This window comes from Streptomyces sp. NPDC041940 (assembly GCF_055589465.1).
Genome location: NZ_JBVJBP010000018.1, coordinates 40,943 through 67,091, shown reverse-complemented (window position 1 = coordinate 67,091; position 26,149 = coordinate 40,943). Strand labels below are relative to the sequence as shown.

General features: G+C 71.8%; 19 protein-coding genes. 3 read left to right on the top strand and 16 right to left on the bottom strand.

Annotated elements, in window-relative coordinates:
• Nucleotides 1-89: 89 nt before the first annotated feature.
• The 9 genes from hypE to ACZ6I3_RS27185 all read right to left on the bottom strand — a co-directional run bounded on the left by hypE (nt 90) and on the right by ACZ6I3_RS27185 (nt 12,848).
• Nucleotides 90-1,160 carry a hydrogenase expression/formation protein HypE gene (gene hypE / locus ACZ6I3_RS27225; RefSeq protein ID WP_469418117.1) on the bottom strand — a complete coding sequence of 357 codons (1,071 nt, stop codon included), beginning with the start codon at nt 1,158-1,160 and terminating at the stop codon, nt 90-92.
• Nucleotides 1,153-2,295: a hydrogenase formation protein HypD gene (gene hypD / locus ACZ6I3_RS27220; protein ID WP_469418115.1), complete on the bottom strand. Its 1,143-nt coding sequence runs from the start codon at nt 2,293-2,295 to the stop codon at nt 1,153-1,155. The genes hypE and hypD overlap by 8 nt, the downstream gene beginning before the upstream one ends.
• Nucleotides 2,292-2,573 carry a HypC/HybG/HupF family hydrogenase formation chaperone gene (locus ACZ6I3_RS27215; protein WP_382488250.1) on the bottom strand — a complete coding sequence of 94 codons (282 nt, stop codon included), beginning with the start codon at nt 2,571-2,573 and terminating at the stop codon, nt 2,292-2,294. Before ACZ6I3_RS27215 ends, hypD begins: the two co-directional genes overlap by 4 nt.
• 3 nt (nt 2,574-2,576) lie before the next feature.
• The gene (gene hypF / locus ACZ6I3_RS27210) at nt 2,577-4,901 is read right to left on the bottom strand and encodes a carbamoyltransferase HypF (RefSeq protein ID WP_469418113.1); all 2,325 of its coding nucleotides are present in this window, start codon (nt 4,899-4,901) and stop codon (nt 2,577-2,579) included.
• Entirely contained in the window at nt 4,898-5,653 is a 756-nt protein-coding gene (gene hypB / locus ACZ6I3_RS27205; protein WP_469418111.1) for a hydrogenase nickel incorporation protein HypB, read from the bottom strand. Before hypB ends, hypF begins: the two co-directional genes overlap by 4 nt.
• A 49-nt stretch (nt 5,654-5,702) precedes the next feature.
• Complete coding sequence (locus tag ACZ6I3_RS27200) at nt 5,703-6,290, bottom strand: hydrogenase maturation protease (protein WP_469418110.1); 588 nt, start codon at nt 6,288-6,290, stop codon at nt 5,703-5,705.
• The gene (locus ACZ6I3_RS27195) at nt 6,287-8,023 is read right to left on the bottom strand and encodes a hydrogenase maturation protein (RefSeq protein WP_469418109.1); all 1,737 of its coding nucleotides are present in this window, start codon (nt 8,021-8,023) and stop codon (nt 6,287-6,289) included. Before ACZ6I3_RS27195 ends, ACZ6I3_RS27200 begins: the two co-directional genes overlap by 4 nt.
• Nucleotides 8,024-8,100: 77 nt before the next feature.
• A complete protein-coding gene (locus tag ACZ6I3_RS27190; protein ID WP_469418108.1) occupies nt 8,101-9,591 on the bottom strand; it encodes a family 43 glycosylhydrolase in 1,491 nt (496 codons plus the stop codon).
• On the bottom strand, nt 9,588-12,848 hold the full coding sequence (locus tag ACZ6I3_RS27185) for a discoidin domain-containing protein (protein ID WP_469418107.1): 3,261 nt from the start codon (nt 12,846-12,848) through the stop codon (nt 9,588-9,590). The genes ACZ6I3_RS27190 and ACZ6I3_RS27185 overlap by 4 nt, the downstream gene beginning before the upstream one ends.
• Nucleotides 12,849-13,057: 209 nt before the next feature.
• Between ACZ6I3_RS27185 and ACZ6I3_RS27180 the strand changes: the two genes are divergently transcribed.
• Nucleotides 13,058-14,725 carry a glycoside hydrolase family 43 protein gene (locus ACZ6I3_RS27180; RefSeq protein ID WP_469418106.1) on the top strand — a complete coding sequence of 556 codons (1,668 nt, stop codon included), beginning with the start codon at nt 13,058-13,060 and terminating at the stop codon, nt 14,723-14,725.
• Here the strand turns inward: ACZ6I3_RS27180 and ACZ6I3_RS27175 are convergent.
• The 6 genes from ACZ6I3_RS27175 to ACZ6I3_RS27150 are packed head-to-tail and all read right to left on the bottom strand — an operon-like array spanning nt 14,688 to nt 22,527.
• Nucleotides 14,688-15,386, bottom strand: a complete 699-nt coding sequence (locus ACZ6I3_RS27175; RefSeq protein WP_469418104.1) for a TetR/AcrR family transcriptional regulator — start codon at nt 15,384-15,386, stop codon at nt 14,688-14,690. The genes ACZ6I3_RS27180 and ACZ6I3_RS27175 overlap by 38 nt on opposite strands.
• Entirely contained in the window at nt 15,353-17,359 is a 2,007-nt protein-coding gene (locus ACZ6I3_RS27170) for a CocE/NonD family hydrolase (protein WP_469418102.1), read from the bottom strand. Before ACZ6I3_RS27170 ends, ACZ6I3_RS27175 begins: the two co-directional genes overlap by 34 nt.
• Nucleotides 17,356-19,104 (bottom strand): dipeptide ABC transporter ATP-binding protein, encoded by a 1,749-nt coding sequence (locus ACZ6I3_RS27165; RefSeq protein WP_469418100.1) that lies wholly within the window; start codon nt 19,102-19,104, stop codon nt 17,356-17,358. The genes ACZ6I3_RS27170 and ACZ6I3_RS27165 overlap by 4 nt, the downstream gene beginning before the upstream one ends.
• Nucleotides 19,104-19,988, bottom strand: coding sequence for an ABC transporter permease (locus tag ACZ6I3_RS27160; RefSeq protein WP_469418099.1), 885 nt, complete (start codon nt 19,986-19,988; stop codon nt 19,104-19,106). The genes ACZ6I3_RS27165 and ACZ6I3_RS27160 overlap by 1 nt, the downstream gene beginning before the upstream one ends.
• The gene (locus ACZ6I3_RS27155) at nt 19,985-20,941 is read right to left on the bottom strand and encodes an ABC transporter permease (RefSeq protein WP_382835274.1); all 957 of its coding nucleotides are present in this window, start codon (nt 20,939-20,941) and stop codon (nt 19,985-19,987) included. Before ACZ6I3_RS27155 ends, ACZ6I3_RS27160 begins: the two co-directional genes overlap by 4 nt.
• A gap of 2 nt (nt 20,942-20,943) precedes the next feature.
• The gene (locus ACZ6I3_RS27150) at nt 20,944-22,527 is read right to left on the bottom strand and encodes an ABC transporter substrate-binding protein (protein WP_469418098.1); all 1,584 of its coding nucleotides are present in this window, start codon (nt 22,525-22,527) and stop codon (nt 20,944-20,946) included.
• A 212-nt stretch (nt 22,528-22,739) separates the two neighbouring features.
• Between ACZ6I3_RS27150 and ACZ6I3_RS27145 the strand changes: the two genes are divergently transcribed.
• Together ACZ6I3_RS27145 and ACZ6I3_RS27140 are read left to right on the top strand one after the other, a co-directional pair.
• Nucleotides 22,740-23,498 (top strand): IclR family transcriptional regulator, encoded by a 759-nt coding sequence (locus ACZ6I3_RS27145; RefSeq protein ID WP_469418096.1) that lies wholly within the window; start codon nt 22,740-22,742, stop codon nt 23,496-23,498.
• Between the two features lie 116 nt (nt 23,499-23,614).
• Entirely contained in the window at nt 23,615-24,841 is a 1,227-nt protein-coding gene (locus tag ACZ6I3_RS27140; protein WP_399015075.1) for a PP2C family protein-serine/threonine phosphatase, read from the top strand.
• Here the strand turns inward: ACZ6I3_RS27140 and ACZ6I3_RS27135 are convergent.
• Complete coding sequence (locus ACZ6I3_RS27135; protein ID WP_469418093.1) at nt 24,808-26,070, bottom strand: acyltransferase family protein; 1,263 nt, start codon at nt 26,068-26,070, stop codon at nt 24,808-24,810. The two genes, ACZ6I3_RS27140 and ACZ6I3_RS27135, sit on opposite strands and share 34 nt — an antisense overlap.
• Nucleotides 26,071-26,149: the final 79 nt, after the last annotated feature.

The window sequence follows — 26,149 nt, the reverse complement described above, 5'->3', positions numbered from 1 at the left end:
GGGAGATGATGGACCTCGATCCCATCCTTCCCCCCAGGGAGCGGACGCCCCCCCCCCCCCCCCCCCCCCCCCCCCCCCCCCATGCCCGGTCAGCAGATGCGCGGCAACTGCTCGCCCAGCGGCAGATCCACCACCCGTGTCCCGCCCAGACCGGTGGCGACCACCACCATCCCGGGGTGATCGGCGACGCACTCGCCGATCAGCGTGGCCCCGGCACCCTGCGGATGGGCACGCATCGCCACGAGCACCTCGTCCGCCGCCGACGGGGGTACGAAGGCGACCAGCCGGCCCTCGTTGGCTACGTACAGGGGATCGAGACCGAGGAAGCCGCAGGCGTTCGCCACGGCGTCCGGCACCGGAATCGCCCGCTCCTGGAGCCGTACCCCGGTCCCGGAAGCGCGGGCGATCTCGTTGAGCGACGCCGCCAGACCACCCCGGGTGGGGTCGCGCAGCACATGGATGTCCGGCGTGACGGCCAGCATCGCCGCCACCAGATCCGCCAGTGGCGCGGTGTCACTGGCGACCTCGACCCCGAACTCCAGCCCCTCCCGCACACTCATGATCGCCACCCCGTGCAGACCGATCGGCCCGCTGACGATCACGGCGTCACCCGGCCGCGCGCGCTGAGGCCGGATGTCCACGCCGTCGGGCACGAGCCCCACACCGGCGGTGGTGACATACACCCCGTCGCCGTGCCCGGACTCGACGACCTTGGTGTCACCCGTGGCGATCGTGACCCCGGCCGCCTTCGCCGCCGCACCCATGGCGCGCGCGATCCCTCCGACGACGCTCAGCTCCACGCCCTCCTCCAGGACGAACGCGGAGGAGAGGTAGGCCGGTCTGGCGCCGCTCATCGCGAGATCGTTGACCGTGCCGTTGACCGCGAGGTCACCCAGGCTGCCGCCGGGGAAGAACAGCGGCCTGACCACGTACGAGTCGGTGGAGAACGCCAGCCGCGCGCCGCCCAGTTCGAGGACGGCGGAGTCGGCCAGAGCGGCCAGGGTGGCATTGCCGTAGGCGGGAACGAAGACCTGCTCCATCAGCTCCGCCGACAGCGCGCCTCCGCCGCCGTGCCCCATCACCACGACCGGCTGGTCGCGCAGGGGAGCGGGGCAGGTCCAGTTCGCCGGGTCGACGGTGTCGGCGAGTTGTTCAGGCAACGGGGTTCATCTCCTCCCGCGCGGCCAGATCGGCCTGCGGTGTCGCGGCGTTCATCCGGCGGTACAGGTAGTAGGCCGCGCAGGCGCCCTCGCTGGAGACCATGGTGGCGCCGAGCGGGGTGCGCGGGGTGCAGGTGGTGCCGAACGCCTCGCACTCGGTGGGCTTGATCAGCCCCTGGAGCACCTCGCCGCTGCGGCACTCGGCGGGCTCCTCGGTGCGGATGCCGGTGACGTCGAAGCGGTGCTCGGCGTCGTACGAGCGGAAGGCGTCGGTCAGCCGCCAGCCGCTCAGCGGGATCGGCCCGATGCCACGCCAGTTCCGGTCGGTGACCTCGAACACCTCCTCGATCATGCGCACCGCGGCCGGATTGCCCTCCTCGCGCACGGCACGCGGGTAGGCGTTCTCCACCCGGTGCTCACCGCGCTCCAGCTGCCGGACCGCCAGGCGGATGCCCTCCAGGATGTCCAGCGGCTCGAAGCCGGTCACCACCATCGGCACCCGGAACCGCTCGGCCAGCTCCGGGTACTCCGCCATGCCCATCACGCTGCACACGTGCCCGGCGGCCAGGAAGCCCTGCACCCGGCAGGCGGGCGCCGTCATGATCGCCTCGACCGCCGGGGGCACCCGCACATGCGACACCAGAAGGCTGAAGTTGGTCAGCCCCAGGCGCCTCGCCTGGTGCACGGCCATGGCGTTGGCCGGGGCCGTGGTCTCGAAGCCGATCGCGAAGAACACCACCTCCCGGTCCGGGTGGCGGCGGGCCAGCTCCAGGGCGTCGAGCGGCGAGTAGACGACCCGTACGTCGCCCCCCTCGCCCTTGACCCGGAACAGGTCGCGGTCGGTGCCCGGCACACGGAGCATGTCGCCGAAGGAGCAGAAGATCACGCCGGGCCGCGAGGCGATCTCCAGCGCCTTGTCGATGACGTCCAGCGGAGTGACACAGACGGGGCAGCCGGGGCCGTGGATCAGCTCCACCTGCTCGGGCAGCAACTGGTCGATGCCGTGCCGGATGATCGAGTGGGTCTGCCCCCCGCACACCTCCATCAGGGCCCACGGCCGGGTGGCGGTGGCGCGGATCTCGTCCAGCAGGCGCCGGGCCAGCTCGGGGTCGTTGAACTCGTCGATGTACTTCACGCCGTTCCCGCCTCCTTCGCCGCCTGCTCCCAGGCGTCCCCGAACTCCTCCTCCAGCAGCCCCAGTTCCTCGAAGAGCTTCAGTGAGGCGAGAGCCGACTCCTCGTCCAGACGCTGGAGTGCGAAACCGACATGGACGATGACGTACTCACCCACCCGCACATCGGACACGTACTCCAGGCACGCCTTCTTCTGCACACCGCCGAAATCGATCAGCCCGGTGAGCGGTTCCGCGCCGTCGTCGATGGCCACGACCTTGCCGGGCACTGCCAAACACATGGGTCACTCCTCCTGTCGTAGGTGCGCCGCGACCATCAGCTGGCCGAGGGCCAACCCGCCGTCGTTCGGCGGGACTTCGCCGTGACGAAGCACCGCGAAGCCGTTTTCGGACAGCAGCCGCGCGCACTCCTCCTCCAGCAGCGCGTTGGCGAAGACCCCGCCGCTGAGAGCGACGGTGGCCAGGCCGGTGTCCTGACGCGCACGCCGGCAGATCTCCGCTACGGCCCTCGCCACCGCACGGTGGAAGCGGGCGGCGAGCACGGGGGCCGGAGTGCCGCGCCGCAGATCCGCGACGAGCGCGTGCAGCACGGGCGCCGGGTCGTACGTACCGGCGGCGAACCCGAAGTCGTACGCCGAGGTGCCCTCGCCCCAGGCCGAAGCGGCGGCGGCCTCCAGCTCCAGGGCGGCCTGGGCCTCGTACCCCGCGCGATGGCACACGCCCACCAGGGACGACACGGCGTCGAAGAGCCGGCCCATGCTGGAGGTCGCCACGCAGGCCATCGCACGAGTCAACTGCCTTTGCAAAACAGCCAGTTCATCGGCGGCGCAGGCGGTCACACTGGGCAGATCCGCGTCCCACGCCAGGCCCGCCGCCCACAGCCGGGCCAGGGCCAGGCGGCACGGGTTGGCCACGCCCGCGTCCCCGCCGGGCAGCGGAGCGGGGGCCAGACGGGCGAAGCGCCGGTAGCCGGTGTAGTCGGCGAGCAGGATCTCGCCGCCCCAGACGGTCCCGTCGTCGCCGTAGCCGGTGCCGTCGAAGGCGACGCCGATCACGGGTGCGGTGCCGTCGAGGCCGTGCTGGGCCATCGCCGAGGCGATGTGCGCGTGATGGTGCTGGACGAAGACGGGCGCCAGCCGGTGGGCTCGCCGACGGGCCCACCGCGTGGAGTGGTATCCGGGATGCCGGTCGGCGGCGACGAGTTCGGGGGTGACGCCGGTCAGCGACCGCATGTGCGCCTCGGCCCGCCGGGCCGCCTCCAGAGTGGTCAGATCGCCCATGTCCCCGATGTGCGGGCCGAACCAGGCGTGGTCGCCCTCGCCGAGGCACAGGGCGTTCTTCAGATCCCCGCCCACGGCGAGCGTCGGGCGTACCGGGACCGGCAGCCGCAGCGGGCGGGGCACGTACCCCCGGGACCGGCGCAGCACCTGCTCGGTGCCGTCGGCGCGTACCCGCAGCAGCGAGTCGTCGCAGGGCGAGGAGATGGGCCGGTCATGGGCGAGCCAGGCATCGGCCAGACCGGCCAGCCGGGTCAAGGCCTCGTCGTCGTCCGTGACGATCGGTTCGCCGGAACGGTTGCCGCTCGTCATGACCAGCACGCGCGGGCCCGGCGGATCGCCGGGCAGACCGAACAGCAGGGTGTGCACGGGCGTGTAGGGCAGCAGGACGCCGAGGTGCGGGCTGCCGGGACAGACGCCCGGCGCGAGGCCCGCCCGCTCCGCTCGCCGCCGCAACAGGACGATGGGGCGCCGGGCGCTGGTGAGGGCGGCCAGTTCAGCCGTGGAGGGGTCGGCGATCCGCCGTACGGCGTCGAGGTCCGCGCACATCACGGCGAACGGTTTGCCGCCGCGCGCCTTGCGGGTGCGCAACGTCTCCACGGCCCGTGCGTCGGTGGCGTCACAGGCCAGGTGGTAGCCGCCGAGGCCCTTCACGGCGACGATTCCCCCGGCGGCCAGCAGCGCCCGCGCCCCGGCCAGGGCGTCGGCGTCCCGCGCCGGGCGCACATCGCTCCCCGCGGCGGGCACCAGACGCAGCCGGGGGCCGCAGCCGGGGCAGGCCACGGGCTGGGCGTGGAAGCGCCGGTCGCCGGGATCGCCGTACTCCCGGGCACAGTCGGCACACATCGGGAAACCGGCCATGGTCGTGACCGCCCGGTCGTACGGCATGCCCGTGGCGATGGTGAAGCGGGGCCCGCAGTGGGTGCATGTGACGAACGGGTGCCGGTGGCGGCGGTCGGCCGGATCGGCCAGGTCCCGCAGACAGTCGGGGCAGGTCGCCGTGTCGGGCGGGAGGAGGGTGCGGCCGGGGGAGCGGTCGGTGGAACGGATGCTGAAGGTGTCGTCGGCGCCGCTGACGGGCAGGTCCTCGAACCCGACGCCGGTGACCGTGGCCAGCGGCGGCGGTTCCTGGGCCAGCCGGTCGCAGAAGTCGGCGACGCCCTCCGGCGGTCCCTCCACCTCGATGAGGACACCGCTCGCCGTGTTGCTCACGAACCCGGCGAGCGCGAGGTCGGTGGCCAGGCGGTGCACGAAGGGACGGAACCCCACGCCCTGCACCGTGCCGCGCACGGTGACGCGACGCCGCACCGCCTGAGCGGCGGGCGCCGTCACGAGACGAGACCGGCTTCGGTGCTCTCGTGAGAGTGGGAGTGTGCGTGCGAGTGGGAATGCGGCCGGGGCGCCAGAGGAGGCCGGTGGACAGGGGCCCCGTCCCGTACGGCGAGCACCCTCTCCAGGAGGGTGTCGACACCGTCGTCGGTCCGGGCGCAGGAGAACAGGAGCTCCACCCCGGGGTTGACCCGCTGGACATTGGCGGCGAAGGCGGCCTGGTCGAACCCGGCGGGCCCGGCCAGATCGACCTTGGTGAGCACCACCAGATGGGCGGACCCGAAGGCCGTGGGGTACTTCAGCGGCTTGTCCTCGCCCTCCGTCACCGCCATGAGCACGATCCGCAGGCTCTCGCCGAGGTCGTAGGAGGCCGGGCAGACGAGGTTGCCGACGTTCTCGACGAACAGCAGCGAGGTGTCCTCGGGCAGCCAGCTCTCCACATGGCCGCGCAGCTGCCGGGCCTCCAGATGGCACAGCCCGTCCGTCAGCAGCTGCTTCACCGGGGCTCCCGAGCGGGCGAGCCGGTGGGCGTCGTTCTCGGTGGCCAGGTCGGCGGTGAGCGCGGCCACCGGAAGGCCCCGCTCCACCGCCCTGGCCAGCACCCGCCCGAGCAGTTCCGTCTTGCCGCTGCCCGGGCTGGACAGCAGGTTGACCACGCTCACGCCCCGCCGGGCCAGCTCCTCGCGCAGCCCCGCGGCCAGGGAGTCGTTCTTCGCCAGGACGGCCTGGGTGACCTCGTCCACGGAATCGCACATGGAGCCGCTCCTCGCGGTCGGTAGGGACGTCGGTAGGGAAATCAGTCCGCTACCGATCCTCCGCGCCTCCGCTCACCGTGCCCGGCAGCCCGGCCGACGACAGGGCGGCGGATTCGTCCGGGCGGCTCAACGGGGGCGTGGCAGCCGGGTCGGCGAGCAGCTCCGGGACCATCGTGTGCAGCGCCGTGACGGCCCGTCCGACCGCCTCGCGCACCGTCGCGCTGATGCCCGGCGCGATGTCCTCGTCGGCGGGTGCCCGCAGCTCGGGCTCGCAGGCGAGGACGAGGACGCGCGGCAATGGCTCGTCGCCCAGCTGGGCGGCCAGGGCGAGGACCTTCGCCGGGTCCATGCCGTGCGCCTCGGGCGGGGCGCCCGCGGTGGCGCCGTCGGGCAGGTCCGGCTCGACCAGCGACAGGGTGCCCGGCGCGTGTCCCCGTACCGCCGCGTCGACCAGGACGGCCGTGTCGTAGCCGTCGAGCAGCTCGTACGCCAGATCCATCCCGCGGATGCCGAAGTCCCGCACCCGCACCTCGGGCGGCAGCGGGTTCCGGTCCAGGGCGCGGATCACCTCGGGACCGAAGGCGTCGTCCGCGAGGAAGATGTTGCCGACACCGGCGACGAGCAGCCGCGCACTCATCGCGCACCTCCCAGGGGCCTCGGGGAGCCGGTCGGGAGCTTGCGGACGAAGGCGGACCGCAGCGCGTGGTACGGGGCCTGACGGTCGAAGAAGATCGTGCGCATGCGGGCGAGTTCGGTCCGCCGGTATTCGGCGAGGGGGCGCTGGAGCTCGTCCGCGTGTCGTGCCGTGGTCTTGGCGGTGATCCGGCGCGGGAGGTCCGGGTCGTCGGCGACCGCGGCGGCCAGTCGCTCGACCTCGGTCGTGAACTCCCGTGCCGGGCTTGCCACCAGACGGTCCACCAGCCCGATCCGTGCGGCCGTCGCCGCGCTCACCGGCAGCGCCTCGCTCGTCAGCCGCTCGGCCGTCTCGGCTCCCACGCGGCGCGGCAGCGAGTACGTCCAGTACTCCGAGCCGTACAGGCCCATGGTGCGGTAGTGCGGGTTGAGGACGCCGCCCGTGCGGCACCAGACCTCGTCCGCGGCCAGGGCGAGCATGACGCCGCCGGCCGCCGCGTTGCCGCCGAGCGCCGCGACCACCAGCCGGTCGGTGGTGCGCAGCACGGCCTCGACCAGGTCGTTCATGGCGTTGAGGTTGGACCAGGACTCGCCTGCCGGGTCGCTCGACGCCTCGATGACGTTGAGGTGGATGCCGTTGGAGAAGAAGTCGCGGGCGCCGCCGAGCACCAGCACCGAGGTGGGGCGGCTGAGCGCGTACCGGTAGGCGGCCAGCAGCCTGCGGCAGTGGGTGGTGCTCATCGCCCCGCCGGGGAACGAGAAGGTCACGAAGCCGACCGCACCGTGCTGCCGGTAGCGGATGTCGGTCCAGGTGGTGCGGTCCGGGGGCAGTTCGAGTGGCGCGGCGATCTCGGGCAGCCAGTGCGGGCGCTCGCTCGAGGTCGGCATGCCGTGGGATCCGGGCGGGGCCGGGAAGCCGGCCAGGACGGAGGCCGCCGGGCGGCGGAAGGGCGCCGGGTCGCCGGAGCTCTTGCGGGGGCGCAGCTCCGGGATCCACACCGCGCCGTCCCGGGTGGCCCGGCAGACCGCGCCGGACCGGGTCGCGAGCAGCTCCCCGGGCTCGCCCCGCAGCCGGTCCTCGGGGTGCCCGCCGTGCAGGAACACCTCCCGGCCGCAGATCTCGTCCCGGACGCCGGGCTGCGAGTCGGCCCCGCGGAGCTTGCGCAGCACCGTCCGGGTGGTGTCGCGTTCCCAGTCGATCCGCCGCCGTTCCTGGCGGAAGAAGTCCCGCCACACCACCTGGATCCCGGGCTCGCTCTGCGGGCGCGGTTTGTACGAGCCGTCGGCGTAGCGCCGCACGGCCTGGAGGACCGCGGCGGTCGCGGCGTCGGCGACCTCGTTGCGGTACACGCTGCTCTTGCCGGCCGGCGGCACGGGGAAGGACTCGTCCGCCCACACGTCGCCCGCGTCCATCGCCGCCTCGGCCTGAAGCACCGTCACGCCCCACTCGGACGCACCCTCGGCGATCGCCCAGTCCAGCGACGACGGGCCCCGGTCACCCGGTGGCCCCGGGTGCACGATCAGGCAGGTGTGCTGCTGCCACACGTCCTCCGGCAGGGCCGTCTTCAGCATCGGGGCGACGACCAGGTCCGGGCGCACCTCCTGTACGGCGGCCCGGACCGCGTCGGCGCCGTGCGAGGCGAGGACGACGTCGACCCGGTGCCCCTCATCCGACAGTTCCGCGTACACACGCTGGGACAGGCTGTTGAACGCGCTGGCGACGAGCAAGATGTCCATAGCATGGGATGCTCGCCGGTCGGACGAGGGCCGAGAAGTACCACTGCGGCGTTTCGCGCCCCTCGCCCGCTTCCGGGCTACTCTCCCGACGGAGCGGTCAGCGGAACCCCCAGGCCGACCGGGGTGCCGAAGTTCGGTGTCCCGTCGGCGTTCCAGGTGAATTTCTGCGCCCTCGTGGAGCGGTTCATGTCGCAGCCGCCGCCCGCGGAACTGTTGGCGTGGTACACCATCCAGTCCTCCGTGCCGTCCGGCGACTTGAAGAAGCCGTTGTGGCCGGGGCCGTACACCCCGTTGGCGTTGGACCGCTGGAAGACCGGGTTCGGTGACTTGACCCAGGAGGAGGAGCTGAGCGGGTCGCCGCCGTTGTACGTGAGCATGCCCAGCTTGTAGTCGGGCGTGGAGCAGTGGCTGGCGGAGTAGACGATGAAGGTCTTCCCGTTGCGCTGCAGGACCTCGGCGCCCTCGTTGACCGCGCCGCCCACCGTCTCCCAGCCGTACGTGGGGGTGGAGAGGATCCGGCGTGTGCCGCTCGCGGTCCACGGGTTGGACAGCGGCCGGATGAACATCGGCTGCGAGCCGTTGTAGAAGGTGCCGAGCAGATACAGCTTGCCGTTCAGCTGGAGGATGCCCGGGTCCAGCTCCCAGGTGTTGTCCTGGGACGGGTCGAGCAGGTCCGCCTTAAAGGTGTAGGGGCCCATCGGGTCCTGGCCGGCGCTCTCCAGGACATGGATCCGCTGGGTGCCCAGGTCGAACGGCTCCCGCCCGGCCGTGTAGTAGAAGTACCACCGCTTGCCGTTCGGGCCGTCGAGCAGATGGAACTCCGGGGCCCACATCGTGCCCGCCCCGTTGGGCCGGGTCAGATTGAAGACCACCTGTTCGGCGGCCGTGGCCAGGCCTCCCAGCGTGCGGGACTTGCGCATGGTGACCGTCGAGTTCCAGGTCGTCGTGGCGAGGTAGTAGTAGCCGTCGTGGTAGGTCAGCCAGGGGTCGGGACCGCGCTGGGCGATCGGGTTGGTGAAGGTGTCCGGGCCGGTGCCGCCGCCGGTGAAGCCGGTCAGGCGCCACACCCGGCCGTTCGCGGCGGAGCACGGCAGCTGCACCAGGCCGGTGTTCGACGCCGGCGAACCACCGCTCGGCGTCACGCACTTGCCCGAGGCCGTGGAGACCAGGTTGAAGGCCTTGTCGGTGCCGCTCACCGGCACCAGCTGCCACTGCTGGTTGGCGGCGCCGTGGCAGGGCCACTGGATGACCGTGGCGTTGTCCGCGGTGGACGCGCCGGAGACGTCGACGCACTGCCCGGACTGCGTGGTGATCGTGTACGTGTCACCCGAGCCGGAGACGGGCGCGAAGCGGAAACTCTGGTTGGCGCCCGAACCGCACGAGAAGGCGCGCAACTGCGTCCCGTTCGTCGACGAACCACCCGGCAGATCCAGGCAGTTGCCGCCGTTCTGGTTCACCCCCGTCGACGTGAAGGCGACGGCGGCGGCAGCGGGCTGGGGTGCCGCCAGGAAGGCGACCATCATGGTGAGGACGCCGATGAGCGCGGACAGACATCTGAGACGAGTCACGGGCCGTACACCTTCGCTTCGAGGAGGCCGACGGAGTTGGTGCCGCTGCCGGTGAGCTGCACACGCAGCCGCGTGGTGTTCGTCGCGGTGAACGTGACCGCGTTGTACTGGTTCTTCGCGACCGGGTAGCCACTCGCGCCGGGCACGTCGACGTAGGCGCTGCCGTTCCAGTACTGGAGCTTCCACGAGGCGGGCATGTCGATGCCCTGGTCGTCGTCGAAGAAGTACACCTCGGCCCGGTCGACGCTCTTCGCCGACGGCCAGGTCAGCTCGGCCCACTGCTGCCCGGTCTCCGGCCAGGTGCCCCAGCGCGGATTGACGGTGTCGTTGGACGAGGGCGGGTCGACCCCGTCGTTGATCGCGGTGACGCTCTCCCAGGAGGAGGTGTACGAGGCGGACGCGGTGGCCGACGTCGCCAGATTGGCGGGTGGCTGGGCGCCGCCCCGGTTGTGGACCTTGATCTCGGTGAGGCCCGTCTTCGCCCCGGAGGCGTTGGTCGCCAGGACCCGGACGCGCTGGGCGCTGATCGCCGGGAACCGCACCAGGTTGTAGTTGGCGCGGGGCGCGGCCGGGCTCTTGGTCTGGCCGCCGGCGTCCACCCAGGAAGTGCCGTTGTGGTACTGGATCGTGTACGAGGACGGCGCCCGGTAGGTCGTACTGGCGGGGCGGCTGTCCTTGAAGTACAGACGCACCTCGTTGAGCGTCCGGGCGGTACCGAAGTTCAGCTCGTACCAGTCCTGGCTGTTGGAGGAACCGCCCGCGCCCCAGAACGGCTCGTTGGTGGGGAGCCCGTCGACCGCGCCCGGGACGGCGCTGCCCGACCCGGTGTGGGAGGCGGACGCGGTCGCCCCGGAGGCGAGGTTGGCCGGGTCGCCGCTCAGGTCGACACCGGCCTTGGCGAGCATGTCGACCATGCGGGGACTGTCCTGCACCACCTGGTTGGGGGCCTTCAGCCCGGAGACGGCCGTGCGGTGGGTGACCGTGCCCTTCGTGGTGACCTCACCGGTGGCCGGGTCCCAGGTGAAGGGCACCAGGGAGCCGACGGTGGCGGCCCGGGTGCCGTTGACGTAGATCGAGTAGCCCTCCGGGATGCCGGGGTAGCGCACCACGCCGTCGGCCGGGTCGTCCCAGACGACGGACAGGTCGGCGCCCCGGTAGCGCAGGTTGTTGACCGTGAAGTGGGACCAGCCGATGTCGATGGGGGAGAGCTCCACCTTCGCGTCGCTGCGCGGCCGCAGCCCCGCCACGTCCTCGATCACCGTCCAGTTGCTGCTGCCCAGGATGTTGTGGTGAATCCAGGAGCGGTAGTTGACGGAGCTGCCGTTCCAGTCGGCCCAGAACTCGTTCGCGTCCGGCCATTGCGTGTTGCCGCCGACGTACTGCGCCCAGGTGTTCCAGTACAGGAGCTTCTTGTAGTCGGTGGCGTTCATCCAGGAGTTGGAGTAGTTGCGCAGCACTGAGGAGTACAGCCGGAACTGGACGGTGGAGTTGATGGTGGAGAAGTTGTTGGAGCCCGGCTCCCCGGCCTCGGCCGCCGCCTTCTTGTCGACCTGGTTGGCCGTGTAGAACGGGAAGACCGGGTACTGCGCCGGGTCGTCGAACAGCCGCAGGGCCTGCTTGTACGTCGCCGTGTCGGGCACGGCGCCGACCGAGAACGGGTAGTAGTTGTTGATCTCCTTCCAGGGCACCCACTCGTTGGTCGACTTCAGCCGGTGCTCGAAGAGCTGCCGGCTGGGGTTCCACAGGACGTTGACGATGGCGTCCTTGATCTGGTTCGCCAGCGTGCGCATCTCGCTCGCCTTGGCCGTGTTGCCGGTCGCCTCGTAGGCCTGCGCGGCGGCGAGGGCGCCGCTGTACTGGTAGGCGGACTCGGCGCGGTCCATGTTCCCGGGCTTCCAGTGGAAGGAGACGGCGTCGGCGTCGTTGCCGGTCAGGGCGCCCCAGTCGTACTCGATGAGCTTGTTGTTGTCGCGGTCGTAGTGCGCGAGCTGGCCCTTGACGTCGCCCTCCGCGTAGCGGGCCAGGTTCGCGGCGATGCCCGGCTGGCCGCCGTGGATCTGGTAGCTCTTCCACGCCGCCTCGGCGATGTACTGGGTGTAGCTGTTGGACCAGTTCTCCGGATCCCCCGGGTTGTCCAGGAAGCGGCCGCCCTTGGAGGTCTGGCCGACGCTCAGCCAGTCCCCGTAGGCGTACGACGGGTCGCGCAGGTACTTCAGGTCGTCGATGTGCATCGGCTGGGTGAGCGCGATGGCGTTGTTGTAGCCGAGGACGCCCTCGGTCGAGGTCGGGAACTGGAAGGTCTGCCCGGGGATGTCGGCGTCCAGGTGGTTGAAGCGCATCAGCCACCAGCGGTAGTAGATGTTCTTCTTGATCGCGGGCTCGGGCACGTCGATGTACGGCACGTTCTGCGCCCACCACCGGTTGTAGGCCCTGACGTGGGTGGCGAACGCGGTCGCGGCCGAGTAGCCCGCGTAGGCGTCGTACTCGCTCCTCGACTCGGGGATCTCGTCGGTGACGAAACCCATCACGACCTTCGCGGTCACCGTGGCACCGGCCGCGACCGTCACGGACCGGTTGAGTCCGCCGCCGGACACGGCGAACCCGTCACCGGTCAGCCGGGGGCGCAGCGTCGTGAGGTTGTTGTAGGCGTTGACCTGCCCGGTCAGCTCGCTGCCGCTGCCAGAGGTGGCGTAGGGCGATGCCGCCCGCAACTGGAGCGTGGTGGCCGACGAGCCGTTGTTCTTGATCGACAGGTTGGTCACAGCCACGTTGTTGTCCGTGATGAACTTCGTCTGGTCGACCGTGACCGAGCCGCTGGTGTGCACGCTCTTCCAGTGGCTGGGCGTCTGCCGGCGCTGCCCGACCTGTTCCGTGAAGGTCCCCGGGGTCACGGCGACGGTGTAGGCGTTGTTGCCGTTGATGTTCTCCCAGTAGGCGACCTTGCCGCCGAAGCCGAGCCGGGCCGGGTCGTGCTCCTTCATGAACAGCGCGCGTCCCCGGCTCATCAGCCAGGGACCGGCCGGATCGTTGCCCGAGCGGGCGAGCAGACGGTCCATCCAGAAGTCGGTCCCCGAACTCTCCGCGTCGTAGATCGCCCGCATCATGTCGCCCGACGTGTGGGCGACGGGCGGGGCCGGGATCGCGGGGCCGCTGAAACTGGGGAAACCAATGGTCTGCGCCGCCGCGGCCGGGGTGGTGGGGACGACGCAGCAGACGGCGAGTACCAGTGCGGCCAGGAGGATCTGCGGTCTTCTCATCGGAGCTCCCTGTCCGGACCTGCAGAGCACGGAAACGACCTAAAAGGTTTTCGCAACGTAGGAGGGAGCTGATGAAGTGTCAAGAGTGTTGTGAGCGACTTGAGTTGGAAAACCTTTCAGGTGGATGTTGCTCGCGAACGTATTCGACATTACGGTCCTGCGGTGATCACCCGGCGCACGCCGGAGCGGGCGTCACGAGGGGACATCGCATGCGAGACCGGCCGGCAGGCGTCATCCGCAACCCCGTGCTCCCCGGTTCCCACCCGGACCCGTCGATCCTGCGGGTGGGGCCGGACTTCTACCTGGCCACGTCGACCTTCGAGTGGTACCCGGGTGTACGCCTGCACCACTCCACGGACCTGGTGCACTGGCGCCCCCTCGGCGGCGCCCTCGACGACACCCGCCTGCTCGACCTGACCGGCTGCCCGGACTCGGGCGGTGTGTGGGCGCCCAGCCTCACCCACACCGACGGCCTGTTCCACCTCGTCTACAGCAACGTCTCCACCTACGTCGGCGGGTTCACCGACTGCCCCAACTACCTGATCACCGCCCCTTCCATCGAGGGCCCCTGGTCGGATCCGGTACCGCTGCACGCCCGGGGCTTCGACGCCTCCCTCTTCCACGACGGCTCCGACAGCCGGCTGCTGAACCTGGTCCACGACTGGCGCCCCGGCCACGGCGGCTCGGCGGGCCTTGAGGCCCGGCGCTACGACCGTGCCGTACGCCGCCTCGTCGGCGACCCCGAGCGGATTGAGCTGCCGCCGCAGGCCGGCTGGATCGAAGGCCCGAACCTCTACCGCCGTGGCGACTGGTACTACCTGCTCACCGCGGACGGCGGCACCGGCTACGACCACCAGGTCACCGTCTCCCGCTCGCGCACCCTGACGGGCGCCTACACACGCGACCCCGACGGCCCGCTCCTCACCGCCCGCGACCATCCCGACCTGCCGCTGCAGAAGGCCGGGCACGGCAGCCTGGTGGAGACCGGGGACGGCGACTGGTACCTGGCCTACCTCGTGGCCCGGCCCCTCGGGCGGCGCGGACCGTGCGTCCTGGGCCGGGAGACGGCCCTGGCGCCCGTGACCTGGACCTCCGACGGCTGGCCGCGCGTCGAGACCGGCCTGCCGGCCCTGGAGGTGCCGGTCGGCAGCACGCCCTCCGGGAGGGACCAGGCGGACTTCGGGAGGGACCAGGCGGAACTCGGGCGGGACCGCGCGGACGAGGACGACACCGACGGATTCGACGGCCCGGCCCTGAGCCCCCAGTGGTCGACACTGCGCCGACCTCCGACCCCCGACTGGGTCTCCCTCACCGAACGCCCGTCCCACCTGCGGCTCCGGGGCGGCCGGTCACCGCAGAGCCTGGTCGAACCCAGCCTGGTGGCCAGACGTGTGACCGAGGCGCGGTGTTCGTTCGAGGCGACGATGGAGTACCGGCCCCGGACCTTCCAGCACTTGGCCGGGATCACCGCGTACTACAACACCCGCAACTGGTACTACCTCTACGTCACCGTGGACGACGCGGATCAGACCGTCCTGCGCGTCGCGAGCTGCGACCGGGGCGTGCTCAGCGTCGACGAAGCAGGTGAGGCGCCGCTCGGCGAGACCACGCGACTGCGGCTCGGCCTCGACTTCGACGGGGCCGGGCTGCGCTTCCGGTACGACACCGGCCGGGGCTGGGAGGCCTTCGGTCCCGTCCTGGACGCGACGGTCCTGTCCGACGAGCACGCCGAGCACATCGAGGACGGCCAGATCCGCGCACTCGGCTTCACCGGCGCGTTCGTCGGACTGTGGGCCTGGGACCTCGCCGGGGGCGGGCACCCCGCAGACTTCGACGAGGTCACGTACCGGGCCGGGGAACAAGCTCCCGTTCGATGAACCGGTTGAGGTGGTGCCGTGCCTCCTGCGTGGTCAGGGGAGGTGCCTGGCGCAGGCGCTGCAGGGCGAGGCCGTCGGCGAGGGCGGCGAAGCGGGCCGTGAAGCCGTCGAGGTCGTCGCCGGTGAACTCGCCGTCTACGACGCCCCGTTCGGCCAGGGCGCGGATCTGCCGGTGCCAGGCCGTGTACCGGTCGGCCTGCCCCCGGGCGAAGGTCTCGTCCGTGCTCTGCTCGCCCGCGTGCCAGAAGTCGAACCACATCCGCCAGTGCCGGTCGGTGTCCTCCGTGAACAGCGCGTCGACGAGCAGCCTGAGTGCCTCGGCCCCGCTGGTGGCGTGCTCGGCGGCCTCGCTGAGCGCCGCGTAGTACTGCTCGATGTGCAGCACCATGGCCTCGGAGAGGACCTCCTGCACGCTGTCGAAGTGGTAGGTGACCGTGCCGACGGACACCCCGGCCGCGGCCGCCACGTCGCGTACGCCGACCGACTTGTAGCCGCGCTCCGCGATCAGCGGGACGGCCGCGTCGACGATGAGACGCCGTCGCACCTCGGTGGGCTGCCGGGTCCGGTCCCGGGCGGCGACGGCACGGCGCGGGCTCTTCCCGCCCTGCCGAGGCTGCTCGGCGGCCGTCATCCCGACGTCCTCGGGGTGGTGCGGTGCCATGCGCGCTCGGCCACTGTCTCTCCGTTCCCCCGTGCCTCGATACGGCTGTCCATGATGAACTCCGCGGCCGTGGCGCGCAGCTCCGTCCGGGCCATGATCTCAGCGTCCCAGTCGTCGCCGCGCCGCAGCCGGATGCGCCACTCGGAGACGGCTCGCGCCGACAGCGGGTCATCGGTGCGGATGGTGTATGTCTCGCGGGCGCTCTCCTCGTAGCGCAGCCCGTCCGGGTACGTCCGTGACCCGCCGTACCCGGGGTCGACGTCCAGGGTCCACTCGCCCTTGGCGACGTCGTGCGTGACCAGTCGCTCGGGGCGGGGGTCGGCGGGCGTGTCGTAGGTGACCGGCATCGGTACTGCCTGCTCCGGTTCCTCGAAGCGGACGGAGGCCTCGTCGGCGGCCTCGCGCACCGGCAGCAGGACCGCGCTGTCGGCCGGGACGACGTGCAGCGCCCCGCGTTCGCCGTGCGGCCACACCCAGGGCCAGTACGCGTCGGAGACGGCGACCCGGACGCGGTGGCCGGGCGGGAAGGCGTAGCCGATGCCGTTGAGGTCGAAATCGACGTCCTCGTACGTCCCCGGAGTCCACTCGACGGCGTGTTCACGGCCCTTCCTGCTGAGCAGGTTGAGCACGCCCCGGGTGACGAGCGTGGACGAGCCGTCGGGAGCGACGTCGCACACACGGGCGATGACATGGGCCCGTGGGGTGTCGCTGTCGAGGCGGAGCCGGACACGCGGACGGCCGAGGATCTCCACGCGCCGGTCCAGGGGCGCGGAGTCGAAGCAGACGGACCGCCCGTCCTCCTCGCGCTGGTCGGGAGGCAGGTCGGCGGCGTTGCCGAACGGGAAGAAGCGGCCCGCGTCCAGGCCGGTGTGCAGCGGAGAGCGCACGAGGACCGGGTCGCGGCTCTCGCCGAGCGGACGGGCGTCCCAGCTGACGTCGGGGCTCGGCCACTCGGCGTCGGTCACCCAGCGGCCGGGCATCTCCTCGTGCGACGGGGAGGGCGGTACGGGGTCGTTGAGCCAGGCGCGCAGCAGCGGCTCCGCCATGACGCCCGTGTCGACGCCCTTGAGGTGCTGGTCCCACCAGCGCAGCGTCTCCTGGAGGAACCCGATGGCCGGGCCGGGCGGCAGTCCCCGGTCGGGGTACTGATGCGACCAAGGGCCGACGATGCCCCGCACCTGATCGCCGGGGAGGTGCTCCACGAGCCGCAGCACGGTGTCCCGGTACGGGTCGTTCCAGCCGCCGACCGCGAGGACGGCCGCGTCGATCGCCGTGTAGTCCTCGCAGACGCTGCCGTGCCGCCAGTAGTCGTCCCGCTGCTGGTGCTCCAGCCAGGTGTGCAGGGAGGGTTCGAGGGCGTCCAGGCGCTCGCGCCACATCGGCAGCCAGCGTTCCGCGCCGACGTTCGCCGGGTCCGGTGGGCGTGCGGCGAAGGCGAGCATGGTCCCGGCCCACGCGAGCATGTCGATGCCGAGGACGGCACCGCCCGTGTAGTGCACGTCGTTGTCGTAGCGGTCGTCGGTGGAGCACACCGTCACGACCGCCTTGAGCGGCTCGGGGGCGAGGGCGGCGATCTGGAGCGAGTTGAAACCGCCCCAGGAGATGCCGAACATGCCGACCTTGCCGGTGCACCACGGCTGTGCGGCGAGCCAGTGGACGACGTCCACGCCGTCCGCGAGTTCCTGGGCGTCGTACTCGTCGCCGGGCGTGCCCTCGCTGTCGCCGTGGCCGCGGACGTCGACCCGGACGGAGGCGTAGCCGTGACCGGCGTACCAGGGGTGGCGCTGGGCGTCGCGCGGGGCGGTCCAGTCGCTCTTGCGGTACGGCAGGTACTCGAGCAGCGCGGGGACGGGGTCCGACTCGGCGTCGGCCGGGCGCCAGATCCGGGCGTGCAGGCGGGTTTCGCCGTCCCGGGTGGGGATCCACACGTCCTCGCGGACGACCTGGCGTTCGAACCGGTCGCGGTACTTCACGAAACTCCTTCTGTGACGGGAGCGGTCGGGTTGTCGTCGGGGGTGCCGGCGGGCCGCCAGCGGCGCACGCGGTGGCCGTCGCCGTGGTCGGTCCACATCTCGCCCTCCTGGGCGGCGTCGGCCCAGTCCGGGGCCGCCTCCACCGGTGGTCGTGCGTCCGGGTCGGGTTCGAGGGCGGCCGCCATCAGCTGGCGCGTGTAGGGATGCCGGGGATCCGAGAAGACTGCCTCCGTCGGGCCCTCCTCGACCACGACACCGCCCCGCAGGACGACGACACGGTCCGCGATGCCCCGGACCACGGCCAGGTCATGGCTGATGAACAGACAGGCCAGGTCGCGTTCCCGGCGCAGGTCGTCCACCAGGTGCAGCACATCCGCTTGGACGGAGACGTCCAGCGCGGTGGTGATCTCGTCGGCGATGAGGACGTCCGGCTCGCCCGCCAGCGCCCGTGCGATGCCGATGCGCTGCCGCTGGCCGCCCGAGAGCTGGGCGGGCAGCCGGTCGGCGAAGGCCGGGTCCAGACGTACGTCGGCGATGAGCCGGCGGGCGCGCTCGGCCGACTCCGCCCGGCCGCCGGCCGTGCCGAAGAACCGCAGTGGACGCCGGACGGCGTCGCCCACCGAGCGCCGCGGGTTGAGCGAGGTGTCGGCGTTCTGGAAGACCAGCTGCACCCGCCGCCGCAGGGACATCGGCCGCCGCTGCGCGGGCCGGGTCAGATCGCCCGACTCGTGGGTCATGGCGCCGCCGGACGGGGTGCGCAGCCCCGCGAGGGTCCAGGCCAGCGTGGACTTGCCACTGCCCGACTCGCCGACCAGGGCCAGGACCTCACCGCGCCGGACCTCGAAGGAGACCCCGTCCACGGCACGGGAGCTGCCGTAGTCGACGGTGACGTCACGGGCCGATACGGCGACCGGCGCGTCCTCGGGCACCAGGGCCCGCGGGCGGATCTCGCGCTCGCCCGACTCCCGTACGAGAGCCAGACCGGCGTCGTCCAGCCGTGGCACGCTCGCCAGCAGCCGCTTCGTGTACGGCTCCCGGGGCGACGCGAACAACTGCCGGGTGGGCGCCGACTCCACCACCCGGCCCGACTTCAGCACACACACCTCGTCGGCCAGGTGCGCGACGACGCCCAGATCATGGCTCACCAGCACGGCCGCCAGGCCCAGTTCGTCGCGCAGGGCGGCGATCAGGTCCAGCACACCCCGCTGGGTGACGACGTCCAGGCCGGTCGTCGGCTCGTCGAGGACCAGCACCTTGGGGCGGGCGGCGATGGCCATGGCGAGGGCGACACGCTGCTGCTGGCCGCCGGACAGCTCGTGCGGATAGCGGCGGGCCAGCTCGGCGGGGCGCGGCAGCCGGACCTGGTCGAGCAGGTCGATGACGGGGATGTCGCCGCCGGCCTCCGCTATCTGCCGGCCGACGCGCATCGAGGGGGTCAGCGCCTGGCCCGCGTTCTGGGCGACCATGGCGACCGTCCGGCCGCGCAGCCGCCGCAGCTCGGGCGCGGACAGGGCGAAGACGTCCCGGCCGTCCACCGTCACCGAGCCGCCGGTGACCTGGGAGCCGTGCCGCAGATGCCCGAGCAGGGCCGCGGCGAGGGTCGACTTGCCGCTGCCGGACTCCCCGACCAGCGCGAGCGTCCGGCCCGCGGCGGCCTCGACGGACACCTCGTGCACCACGGGTATCCGACGGCCGCCGGAGCGGTACGCCACGGACAGGGAGTCGACGGAGACGAGCGGGGTCATCACAGGCCCTCCCTGATCCGGTCGACGCCCCAGGCCTTGGAGAGGCCGTCGGCCGCGAGATTGAGTCCGATCACGAGCGTGGCCAGGGCGATGATCGGCGCGACGCTCGCCATCGGCACGACGGTGACGGCGGTGCGGTTCTCGGCGACCATCAGTCCCCAGTCGGGAGTCGGCGGGTCGGCGCCGAAGCCCAGGAAGGACAGCGAGGAGATCAGCAGCACGACCCAGGAGGCGCGCATCGCGAACTCGACGCACACCACGTCGACGATGTTCGGCAGGACCTCCCGGCGCAGGATCGACCAGGTGCCCTCCCCGCGGGCCCGGGCGGCGGTCACGTAGTCGGCGGGCACCACCGCCAGGGCGGCCCCGCGCACCACCCGCACCACCTGCGGGACGAAGACGACCGCGACGGCGAGGACGATGACGGCCGGTCTGGTGCCCAGCGCGGTCACGACCACGAGCAGCGCCAGCACCGCCGGAACGGCCAGTACGGCGTCCAGCACCCGCCCGATCAGGTCGTCGAACCAGCCGCCGCGCAGGGCGGTCGCGCAGCCGATGACCGTGCCGAGGGCGACGCTCACGACGGTGGCGGCGACGGACACCCCGAGCGCGTACCGGCCGCCGTACAGGACGCGCGCGAGGACGTCGCGGCCGTACTGGTCGGTGCCCGCCCAGTGGTCCGCGCCCGGACCGAGCAGGGCCTGCGAGGCGTCGCCCGCGATCGGGTCGTAGGAGGTGAGCAGCGGGGCCAGCAGGGCGATCACGACATGGACGGCGACGATCGCGAGCCCCACGACGGCCGCGCGCGAGGAGCGCAGGGTGCGCCACGCTCGTGCGGCGCGCGAGGCCGGGGCGTCGGCCCGGACGGTGTCGAGCGTGGTCATCGGGTCCTCCCTCGGGTGCGGAGCCTGGGATTCAGGGCCATGGCGCCGAGGTCGGCGGCGAGGTTGCACACGACGTAGACGACGGCGCTGATCAGGGCGATGGCCTGGATGACGGGCAGGTCCCGGTTCTGCACCGAGGAGAGCATCAGCTTGCCGATGCCCGGGTAGTTGAAGACGTTCTCGACGACGGCGACGCCGCCCAGCAGCCAGGCCACGTTGAGCGCGATCACGTGCAGGACGGGCAACAGGGCACTGGGCAGGGCGTGCCGGGTGACGACCCGCCACGTGGACAGGCCCTTGAGGCGGGCGGTGGTGACGTACTCGCTCGCCATCACGTCGATCACCGAGGTGCGGGCCATCCGCACGATGTAGGCGGCCATCACCACCGCGAGGGCGAGCGCCGGGAGCCACACGGCGGGCAGGAGCTGGCCGACCGTCGCGTCGGGGCCGTAGAGGACGACCGCGGGGAACCAGGGCAGCGCGACCGAGAAGCACAGCACGAGGACCGTGGCCACGACGAACTCGGGGACGCTCATGCCGACGAGACTGACCGTCGAGATGAGGTGGTCGGGCCAGCGGTCGCGATAGAGCCCGGCGAGGATGCCCAGCAGCAGCGAGCCGGTCACCGCGAACAGGATCGTGAGGGCGGCGATGAGCATGGAGTTGCCCAGATACTGGGTGACTTCACCACCGACCCCCGTACCGGAGACCAGGGACGTGCCGAAGTCGCCGTGCAGGGCGCCCCACATCCAGTCGCCGTAGCGTTCGAAGGCGGGCCGGTCCAGGCCGAGGCTACCGCGCAGCTCGGCCACCGCCTGCGGGGTCGCGTCCTTGCCGAGGACCTGGGTGGCGACGTCCCCGGGCAGGGCCTGGACGGCGAGGAAGACCAGCAGCGAGGAGAGCAGGAGCGTGCCGAGCGCGGCGGCGATCCGGCGGGCGACGAAGGAGAGCATGGTCAGGCCCCCTTCAGGCCGATGCCGAGATAGTCGAACTCGAAGCCGTGCTCGGCGTAGCCGCGCACCTTGCGCGAGATGCCCACGAGCCGGTCGGCGAACATCGGGGTGATCGCACCGCCCTTGTCGATCACCCAGGTCTGCGCCTCGCCGTAGAGGTCACGGCGCCTCGCGTCGTCGGTCTCGGCACGCGCCCGGTCGAGCAGGGCGTCGAAGCCCTTGTCGGACCAGGCGGTCTCGTTGTACGAGGAGCCGCTGCGGAAGACCTGGTTGAAGAGCTGGTCGACGGGCCGGCCGGTGTACCAGTAGGTGGCCATCAGCGGCTGCTTCATCCAGATCTGTGTGTAGTACGAGTCCGCCGACGCCGTCTTGACCCGGATCCGGACGCCCGCCCGCTTCGCCGACTCCTGGTAGGCGAGCGCCATGGGCGTGAAGAGGGGGTCGTACGCGGAGGTGTACAGGTCGACGGCCAGGTTCTCGTGGCCCGCCTTCTTCAGCAGGAACCGTGCCTGCTCCGGATCGTGCTCGGGGTGCGCGGAGAGGTGCGCCGGGTCGTCCGGGGGGACCGGGTTGTCCCAGCCGGCCTTGCCCGCGCCCTGCAGTGCGGCCTTCACGACGTGCTCGGGATCGTAGGCGAGCTTCATGGCCCGCCGGACCCGGACGTCGGTGAAGGGCTTGTCGGTGGTGAGCATCGGCAGCACGTACCACTGGCCGTTCTTCACCCGGGCGATGGTGGCGCGGTCGGAGGCGGCCACGACGCGGGCGGTGGCGAAGTCCAGGTTGGTCTGGGACAGCAGGTCGACCTGCCCGGCGAGCAGGGCGTTCGAGCGGGCCGACATGTCCGCGACCGAGTAGAAGGCGATCGCGTCGAGCACGGGGCGGCCCGCCCAGTGGTCCTGGTACGCGGTGACACGGCCGGGGCCCGCCGGTGCGAAGGACTCCAGCCGGAACGGGCCGGTGCCGATGCCGGTGCGGCCGATGGACTTCCCGCTGCCCTCGGGGACGACGTAGCAGTTGTAGTGCGTGAGCAGGCTCGGGAACTCGGCGTTCGGGGCCTTCAGCGGCACCACGAGGGTGTGGGCGTCGGGTGTGCGCAGCCGCCCGGGGTCGACGAGCGGGGCGAGGACACCGGCCTGCGGGGACGCCGTCGCCTTGTCGAGTATGTGCCGCAGTGTGTAGGCGGCGTCGGCGGAGGTGAAGGCCCGGCCGTTGTGGAACGTGACGCCCTTGCGGAGCCGGAAGGTCCAGGTGCGCGCCGTGCTGTCCGGCTCCCAGGACTCGGCGAGATCGGGAGCGGGCTCGCCGTCCGCGCCGATGCGGACCAGCCGGTTGTAGAGGGCGCCCAGGTACTCGTAGGCGGACAGGGAGCTCGCCGGGTCGAGGGTCTCGGCGTCGGAGGCGGGCGGACGGGCGATGCGCAGGGTCCCGCCACGGTCGGGCGCGCCGCGCTGGGCGGCGGCCGGCAGGACGGGTGCGGCGGTGGCGCCCGAGCAGCCGGACAGCAGCCAGGACGCGCCGAGCGAGGCCGCACAGGCGCTGCCGGCGGCGAGCACCGAGCGGCGCCCTGGGGAGTGCGTGCCGGACATGAACCGACCTTCCCTGTCGCTATTCGTTCAGTGAACGATTGAGTGAAGTCCGTGAACGATAGCGAGCAGGCGGTTTCAAGCCAACCCCTTCGAGCTGATTCGGGCTGTGAAGAAGTCGTCACAAACGCAACGGCGGCTCCGGGGTCGAGGGCGGTTCGAGCCGGATGACCGGCCGCCTTGCCCCCTCCGTGCGGCTGACGCACGCTGGTCCTATGGCTGAGCAAGTCGGCCCTACGCTGATCACGTCCGTCCAGCGGGCCATGCGCCTACTGGAAGCGGTCAGCGCGCACGAGAACGGCGCGCCGGCGAAGCAACTGGCACGCGAGACGGGCCTGCCCCTGGCCACCGCCTATCACCTGCTGCGGACACTCGTCCACGACGGATATGTGCGGAAGCTGGACGACGGCGGATTCGTCCTCGGCGACAAGCTGCAGACACTGAAGACCACCGGCCGGGCTCAGGCACTGCTCAGCCGGGTCCGCCCCACGCTCGGCGCGCTCCGGGACGAACTCGCGTCCGCCGCCTACCTCACCTTCTACGAGGACGGCGAGATCCGGGTCGCCGAGATCGTCGACGGCCCCGGAACGCCCCGCGTCGATCTCTGGGTGGGCTTCGAGGACGCGGGCCACGCGACCGCCCTGGGCAAGACCGTGCTGCGGGAACTGGACGAGGAGGCCCGCAAGGACTACCTCTCCCGTCACCAGCTCGCCGACCTCACCCCGCGGACGATCACCAGCCTGCCGGAACTGCTCCGGCGACTGGAGGCCGAGCCCATGGCCCCGGCCGTCACGGACCTCGAGGAGTACGCCCTCGGCACGGTCTGCGTCGCCGTCCCCGTCTACAGCGGGGACACGCTCGGATCCCTCGGTGTCTCCCTGCCGGTGAACCGCTTCTCCCGGCTGAAGGAGGTCCGGGAGCGGCTGCTCCCGACCGCGAGCCGGGTGACCCGGAGCCTCTCGCTCACTATCTGAAAATCCGCTCCTTGCCGGTGCCCCAGGTCACCCCTTTATCTGGATGAAACAGACATTTCAGGGGTGCGCTTCTCGGATTCGCGCCCCACGCACAGGTGAGGGACCCGGATACCGACATGAGCCATGAGCGTGACCTTGGTGCCGACCACCGGCCTGCCGGGCCGTCCAGAAGCCGAGTGGCCGGTGCCGGGGATTCGGCCCGCAGGCGCGCCCTCGCGCAGCTGGCCGCCGGTCTGCCCGTCCTGCCCGTCCTGCCCGTACTGGTCGTCACAGCCGTCCTGCTCGCCGACCTCGCCGACGGCGGCGCGGGGATGATCTGGCTGCCCCTGCTCGCCGCCGGGCCCGCCCTCGCGGCCACCACCAACGGGCCGCGAGGTGTCGTCTGCGTGGGCCTCCTCGCCGCGGTGCTCGGCGCGCTGCTCGGGGTCCGGGACGGCGTTCCGAGCCGTGAACTGGCCGCGGTGCTGTCGGCCCTGATGGCCGTCACGCTCGCCAGCGGCCTGGCCAGTGTCCTGCGCGGGCGCCGCGAACGGGTGCTCGCGGCCGTCCGCTCGGTCGCGGAGACCGCCCAGCACGCGCTGCTCAGGCCCGTACCGGCGAACGTCGGTCCCTTCCAGGTGGCCGTCCGCTACAGCGCCGCGGCGGCCGAGGCCCGCATCGGCGGGGACCTCTACGCGCTGATACCCACCCGGCACGGGGTGCGGCTGATCGTCGGCGATGTGCGCGGCAAGGGGCTGCCCGCCGTGGGGACGGCCGCGCTGGTGCTGGGCGTCTTCCGCGAGGCCGCCCATGACGAGCCCGACCTGCTCGCCGTGGTCGAGAGGATCGAGCGCAGCCTGACGCGCAATCTCGGCCACGACGACTTCGTCACCGCCGTGGTCGCCGGATACCCGCCGGGCGGTCATCTGGAGGTGGTGAACTGCGGGCACACGCCTCCGCTGCTGGTGAGCGCCTCGGGGAGCGTCACCCCGGTCGAGCCCGACCTGCCGTCCCCGCCCCTCGGGCTGCGCGCCCTGGCCGGCCACGCGCCCGGCCTCCAGGAGCTCCCGTTCGCCGACGGCGACCAGCTGCTGCTCTACACCGACGGTGTCACCGAGGCCCGCGACCACGGCCGGGCCTTCTATCCGCTCGCCGAAGGACTGGAGCGCCATGTCTCCCACGAGCCGGCCCACACCCTCGGCGCACTCCACGACGAACTGCTGGCCCATGTCGGAGGCCGGCTGCACGACGACGCGGCCCTGCTCCTGATCCGCAAGCCGGCCGCGTCCGAGGCAGGCGTCGCGGCGGCGATCGATTCCGGCAGCGCGGCTCACGCTCCGGCCTGCGAGGCGGGGTGCCGCTGACGCTCGTCGCGTGACCGCAGACGGCGTGCCCACCCACGGCCCCAGGTCCGGCCGGGCACTTCGACGTAACGGTGGGTCAGCAGGCACAGAGGCAGCAGCACGGCGAAGAACGCCACTTCCAGCGCGAGACTGTCCTGCCGCCGTCGGCCCATCGTGCTGTCGATCACCGCCAGCAGTACCGGATGCACCAGATAGACCGAGTAGCTGATCGTTCCCAAGGCCGTCAGCACCCGGGGTACGCGTCGGCGGCGCGACCACAGTCCCGCGCCGAAGGTGAGCACGGCCAGCAGGAACGCGACGATCCAGCCGCGTCGCGTGAAATGGTCACCGTCGCCGAACCCGTACGCACTCCCCACGGCACAGGCGACCACCAAGACGACAGCGACAGCCGCGTCGCGCCAGGTGCTCTGACCGTTCTCGGCACGGTGGACGGCGGTGCCGAGGAACATCACGGCGAGAATCACCAGGCCCTCCCACAGCGGGACCGTGCCGTTGAACAGGACCAGGACGAGCGCCAGGCCCCCGCCCAGCACACCCCCGAACACCCGGAGCCCGGATGACCCGGCGCTCGCGCAGCCGATGGCGACCACCATGGCGATCGAGGCGAACGCGATCAGCGGTCCGGTGCCCACCAGGCCGGACAGAGCGGAGACCGGCAGCACGGCCCCTGCCGCCACGCTCATGGCGGCGAGCCCGGCCAGGACGACGGACACCGCCGCCGACCGCTGGTGCAGCCGGACCGTGAACAGGGCGACGACCAGCAGGTAGAAGGACATCTCGTACGAGAGCGTCCACAGGACGAGCAGGAGACTGGGTGTCCCCAGCAACTCCTGAAGCATCGTGGCGTGGGCGACCGCCACGGTGACGGCACCCTGCCCGCCGAAGTCACGCAGCTCCACGATGCCTGTGAAGCCGAGGGCGAGAAGCGCGCCCACGACAGCCGCCCACAGCGGATACACGCGGAAGATCCGTCCGGCCCAGAACGTCCGGACACAGCCCCGGCGCTCCAGCGACGCGGGGATGATGTAGCCGCTCACCAGAAAGAACACCATGATGCCGTAGCGGCTGGTGTTGAACTCCGGCATCAGCTCCCGCCGGAGTTCCGGCATGAAGGTGTACGACGAGTGGTCGAACACCACGACGAGTGCGGCGATGCCGCGCAACGCGTCCAGCCAGCCCAAGCGCGACAGATGCGTCGGGGAGGCGGGGACGAGGGGTGGGGATTCCATGCGGCCGAGTTCAGCGGCTTGATCATTGTTCGGCAGTACGGTTCTGGCGGCCTGACAATGAGGCGGGCCGGAGGGGGTG

What these genes read in the sequence shown, in the direction of transcription:
- ACZ6I3_RS27215 (WP_382488250.1), bottom strand. Translation starts at nt 2,573, where the DNA reads ATGTGTTTGGCAGTGCCCGGCAAGGTCGTGGCCATCGACGACGGCGCG.
- hypB (WP_469418111.1), bottom strand. Translation starts at nt 5,653, where the DNA reads ATGTGCGATTCCGTGGACGAGGTCACCCAGGCCGTCCTGGCGAAGAAC.
- ACZ6I3_RS27200 (WP_469418110.1), bottom strand. Translation starts at nt 6,290, where the DNA reads ATGAGTGCGCGGCTGCTCGTCGCCGGTGTCGGCAACATCTTCCTCGCG.
- ACZ6I3_RS27195 (WP_469418109.1), bottom strand. Translation starts at nt 8,023, where the DNA reads ATGGACATCTTGCTCGTCGCCAGCGCGTTCAACAGCCTGTCCCAGCGT.
- ACZ6I3_RS27185 (WP_469418107.1), bottom strand. Translation starts at nt 12,848, where the DNA reads ATGAGAAGACCGCAGATCCTCCTGGCCGCACTGGTACTCGCCGTCTGC.
- ACZ6I3_RS27180 (WP_469418106.1), top strand. Translation starts at nt 13,058, where the DNA reads ATGCGAGACCGGCCGGCAGGCGTCATCCGCAACCCCGTGCTCCCCGGT.
- ACZ6I3_RS27175 (WP_469418104.1), bottom strand. Translation starts at nt 15,386, where the DNA reads ATGGCACCGCACCACCCCGAGGACGTCGGGATGACGGCCGCCGAGCAG.
- ACZ6I3_RS27165 (WP_469418100.1), bottom strand. Translation starts at nt 19,104, where the DNA reads ATGACCCCGCTCGTCTCCGTCGACTCCCTGTCCGTGGCGTACCGCTCC.
- ACZ6I3_RS27160 (WP_469418099.1), bottom strand. Translation starts at nt 19,988, where the DNA reads ATGACCACGCTCGACACCGTCCGGGCCGACGCCCCGGCCTCGCGCGCC.
- ACZ6I3_RS27155 (WP_382835274.1), bottom strand. Translation starts at nt 20,941, where the DNA reads ATGCTCTCCTTCGTCGCCCGCCGGATCGCCGCCGCGCTCGGCACGCTC.
- ACZ6I3_RS27150 (WP_469418098.1), bottom strand. Translation starts at nt 22,527, where the DNA reads ATGTCCGGCACGCACTCCCCAGGGCGCCGCTCGGTGCTCGCCGCCGGC.
- ACZ6I3_RS27145 (WP_469418096.1), top strand. Translation starts at nt 22,740, where the DNA reads ATGGCTGAGCAAGTCGGCCCTACGCTGATCACGTCCGTCCAGCGGGCC.
- ACZ6I3_RS27140 (WP_399015075.1), top strand. Translation starts at nt 23,615, where the DNA reads ATGAGCCATGAGCGTGACCTTGGTGCCGACCACCGGCCTGCCGGGCCG.
- ACZ6I3_RS27135 (WP_469418093.1), bottom strand. Translation starts at nt 26,070, where the DNA reads ATGGAATCCCCACCCCTCGTCCCCGCCTCCCCGACGCATCTGTCGCGC.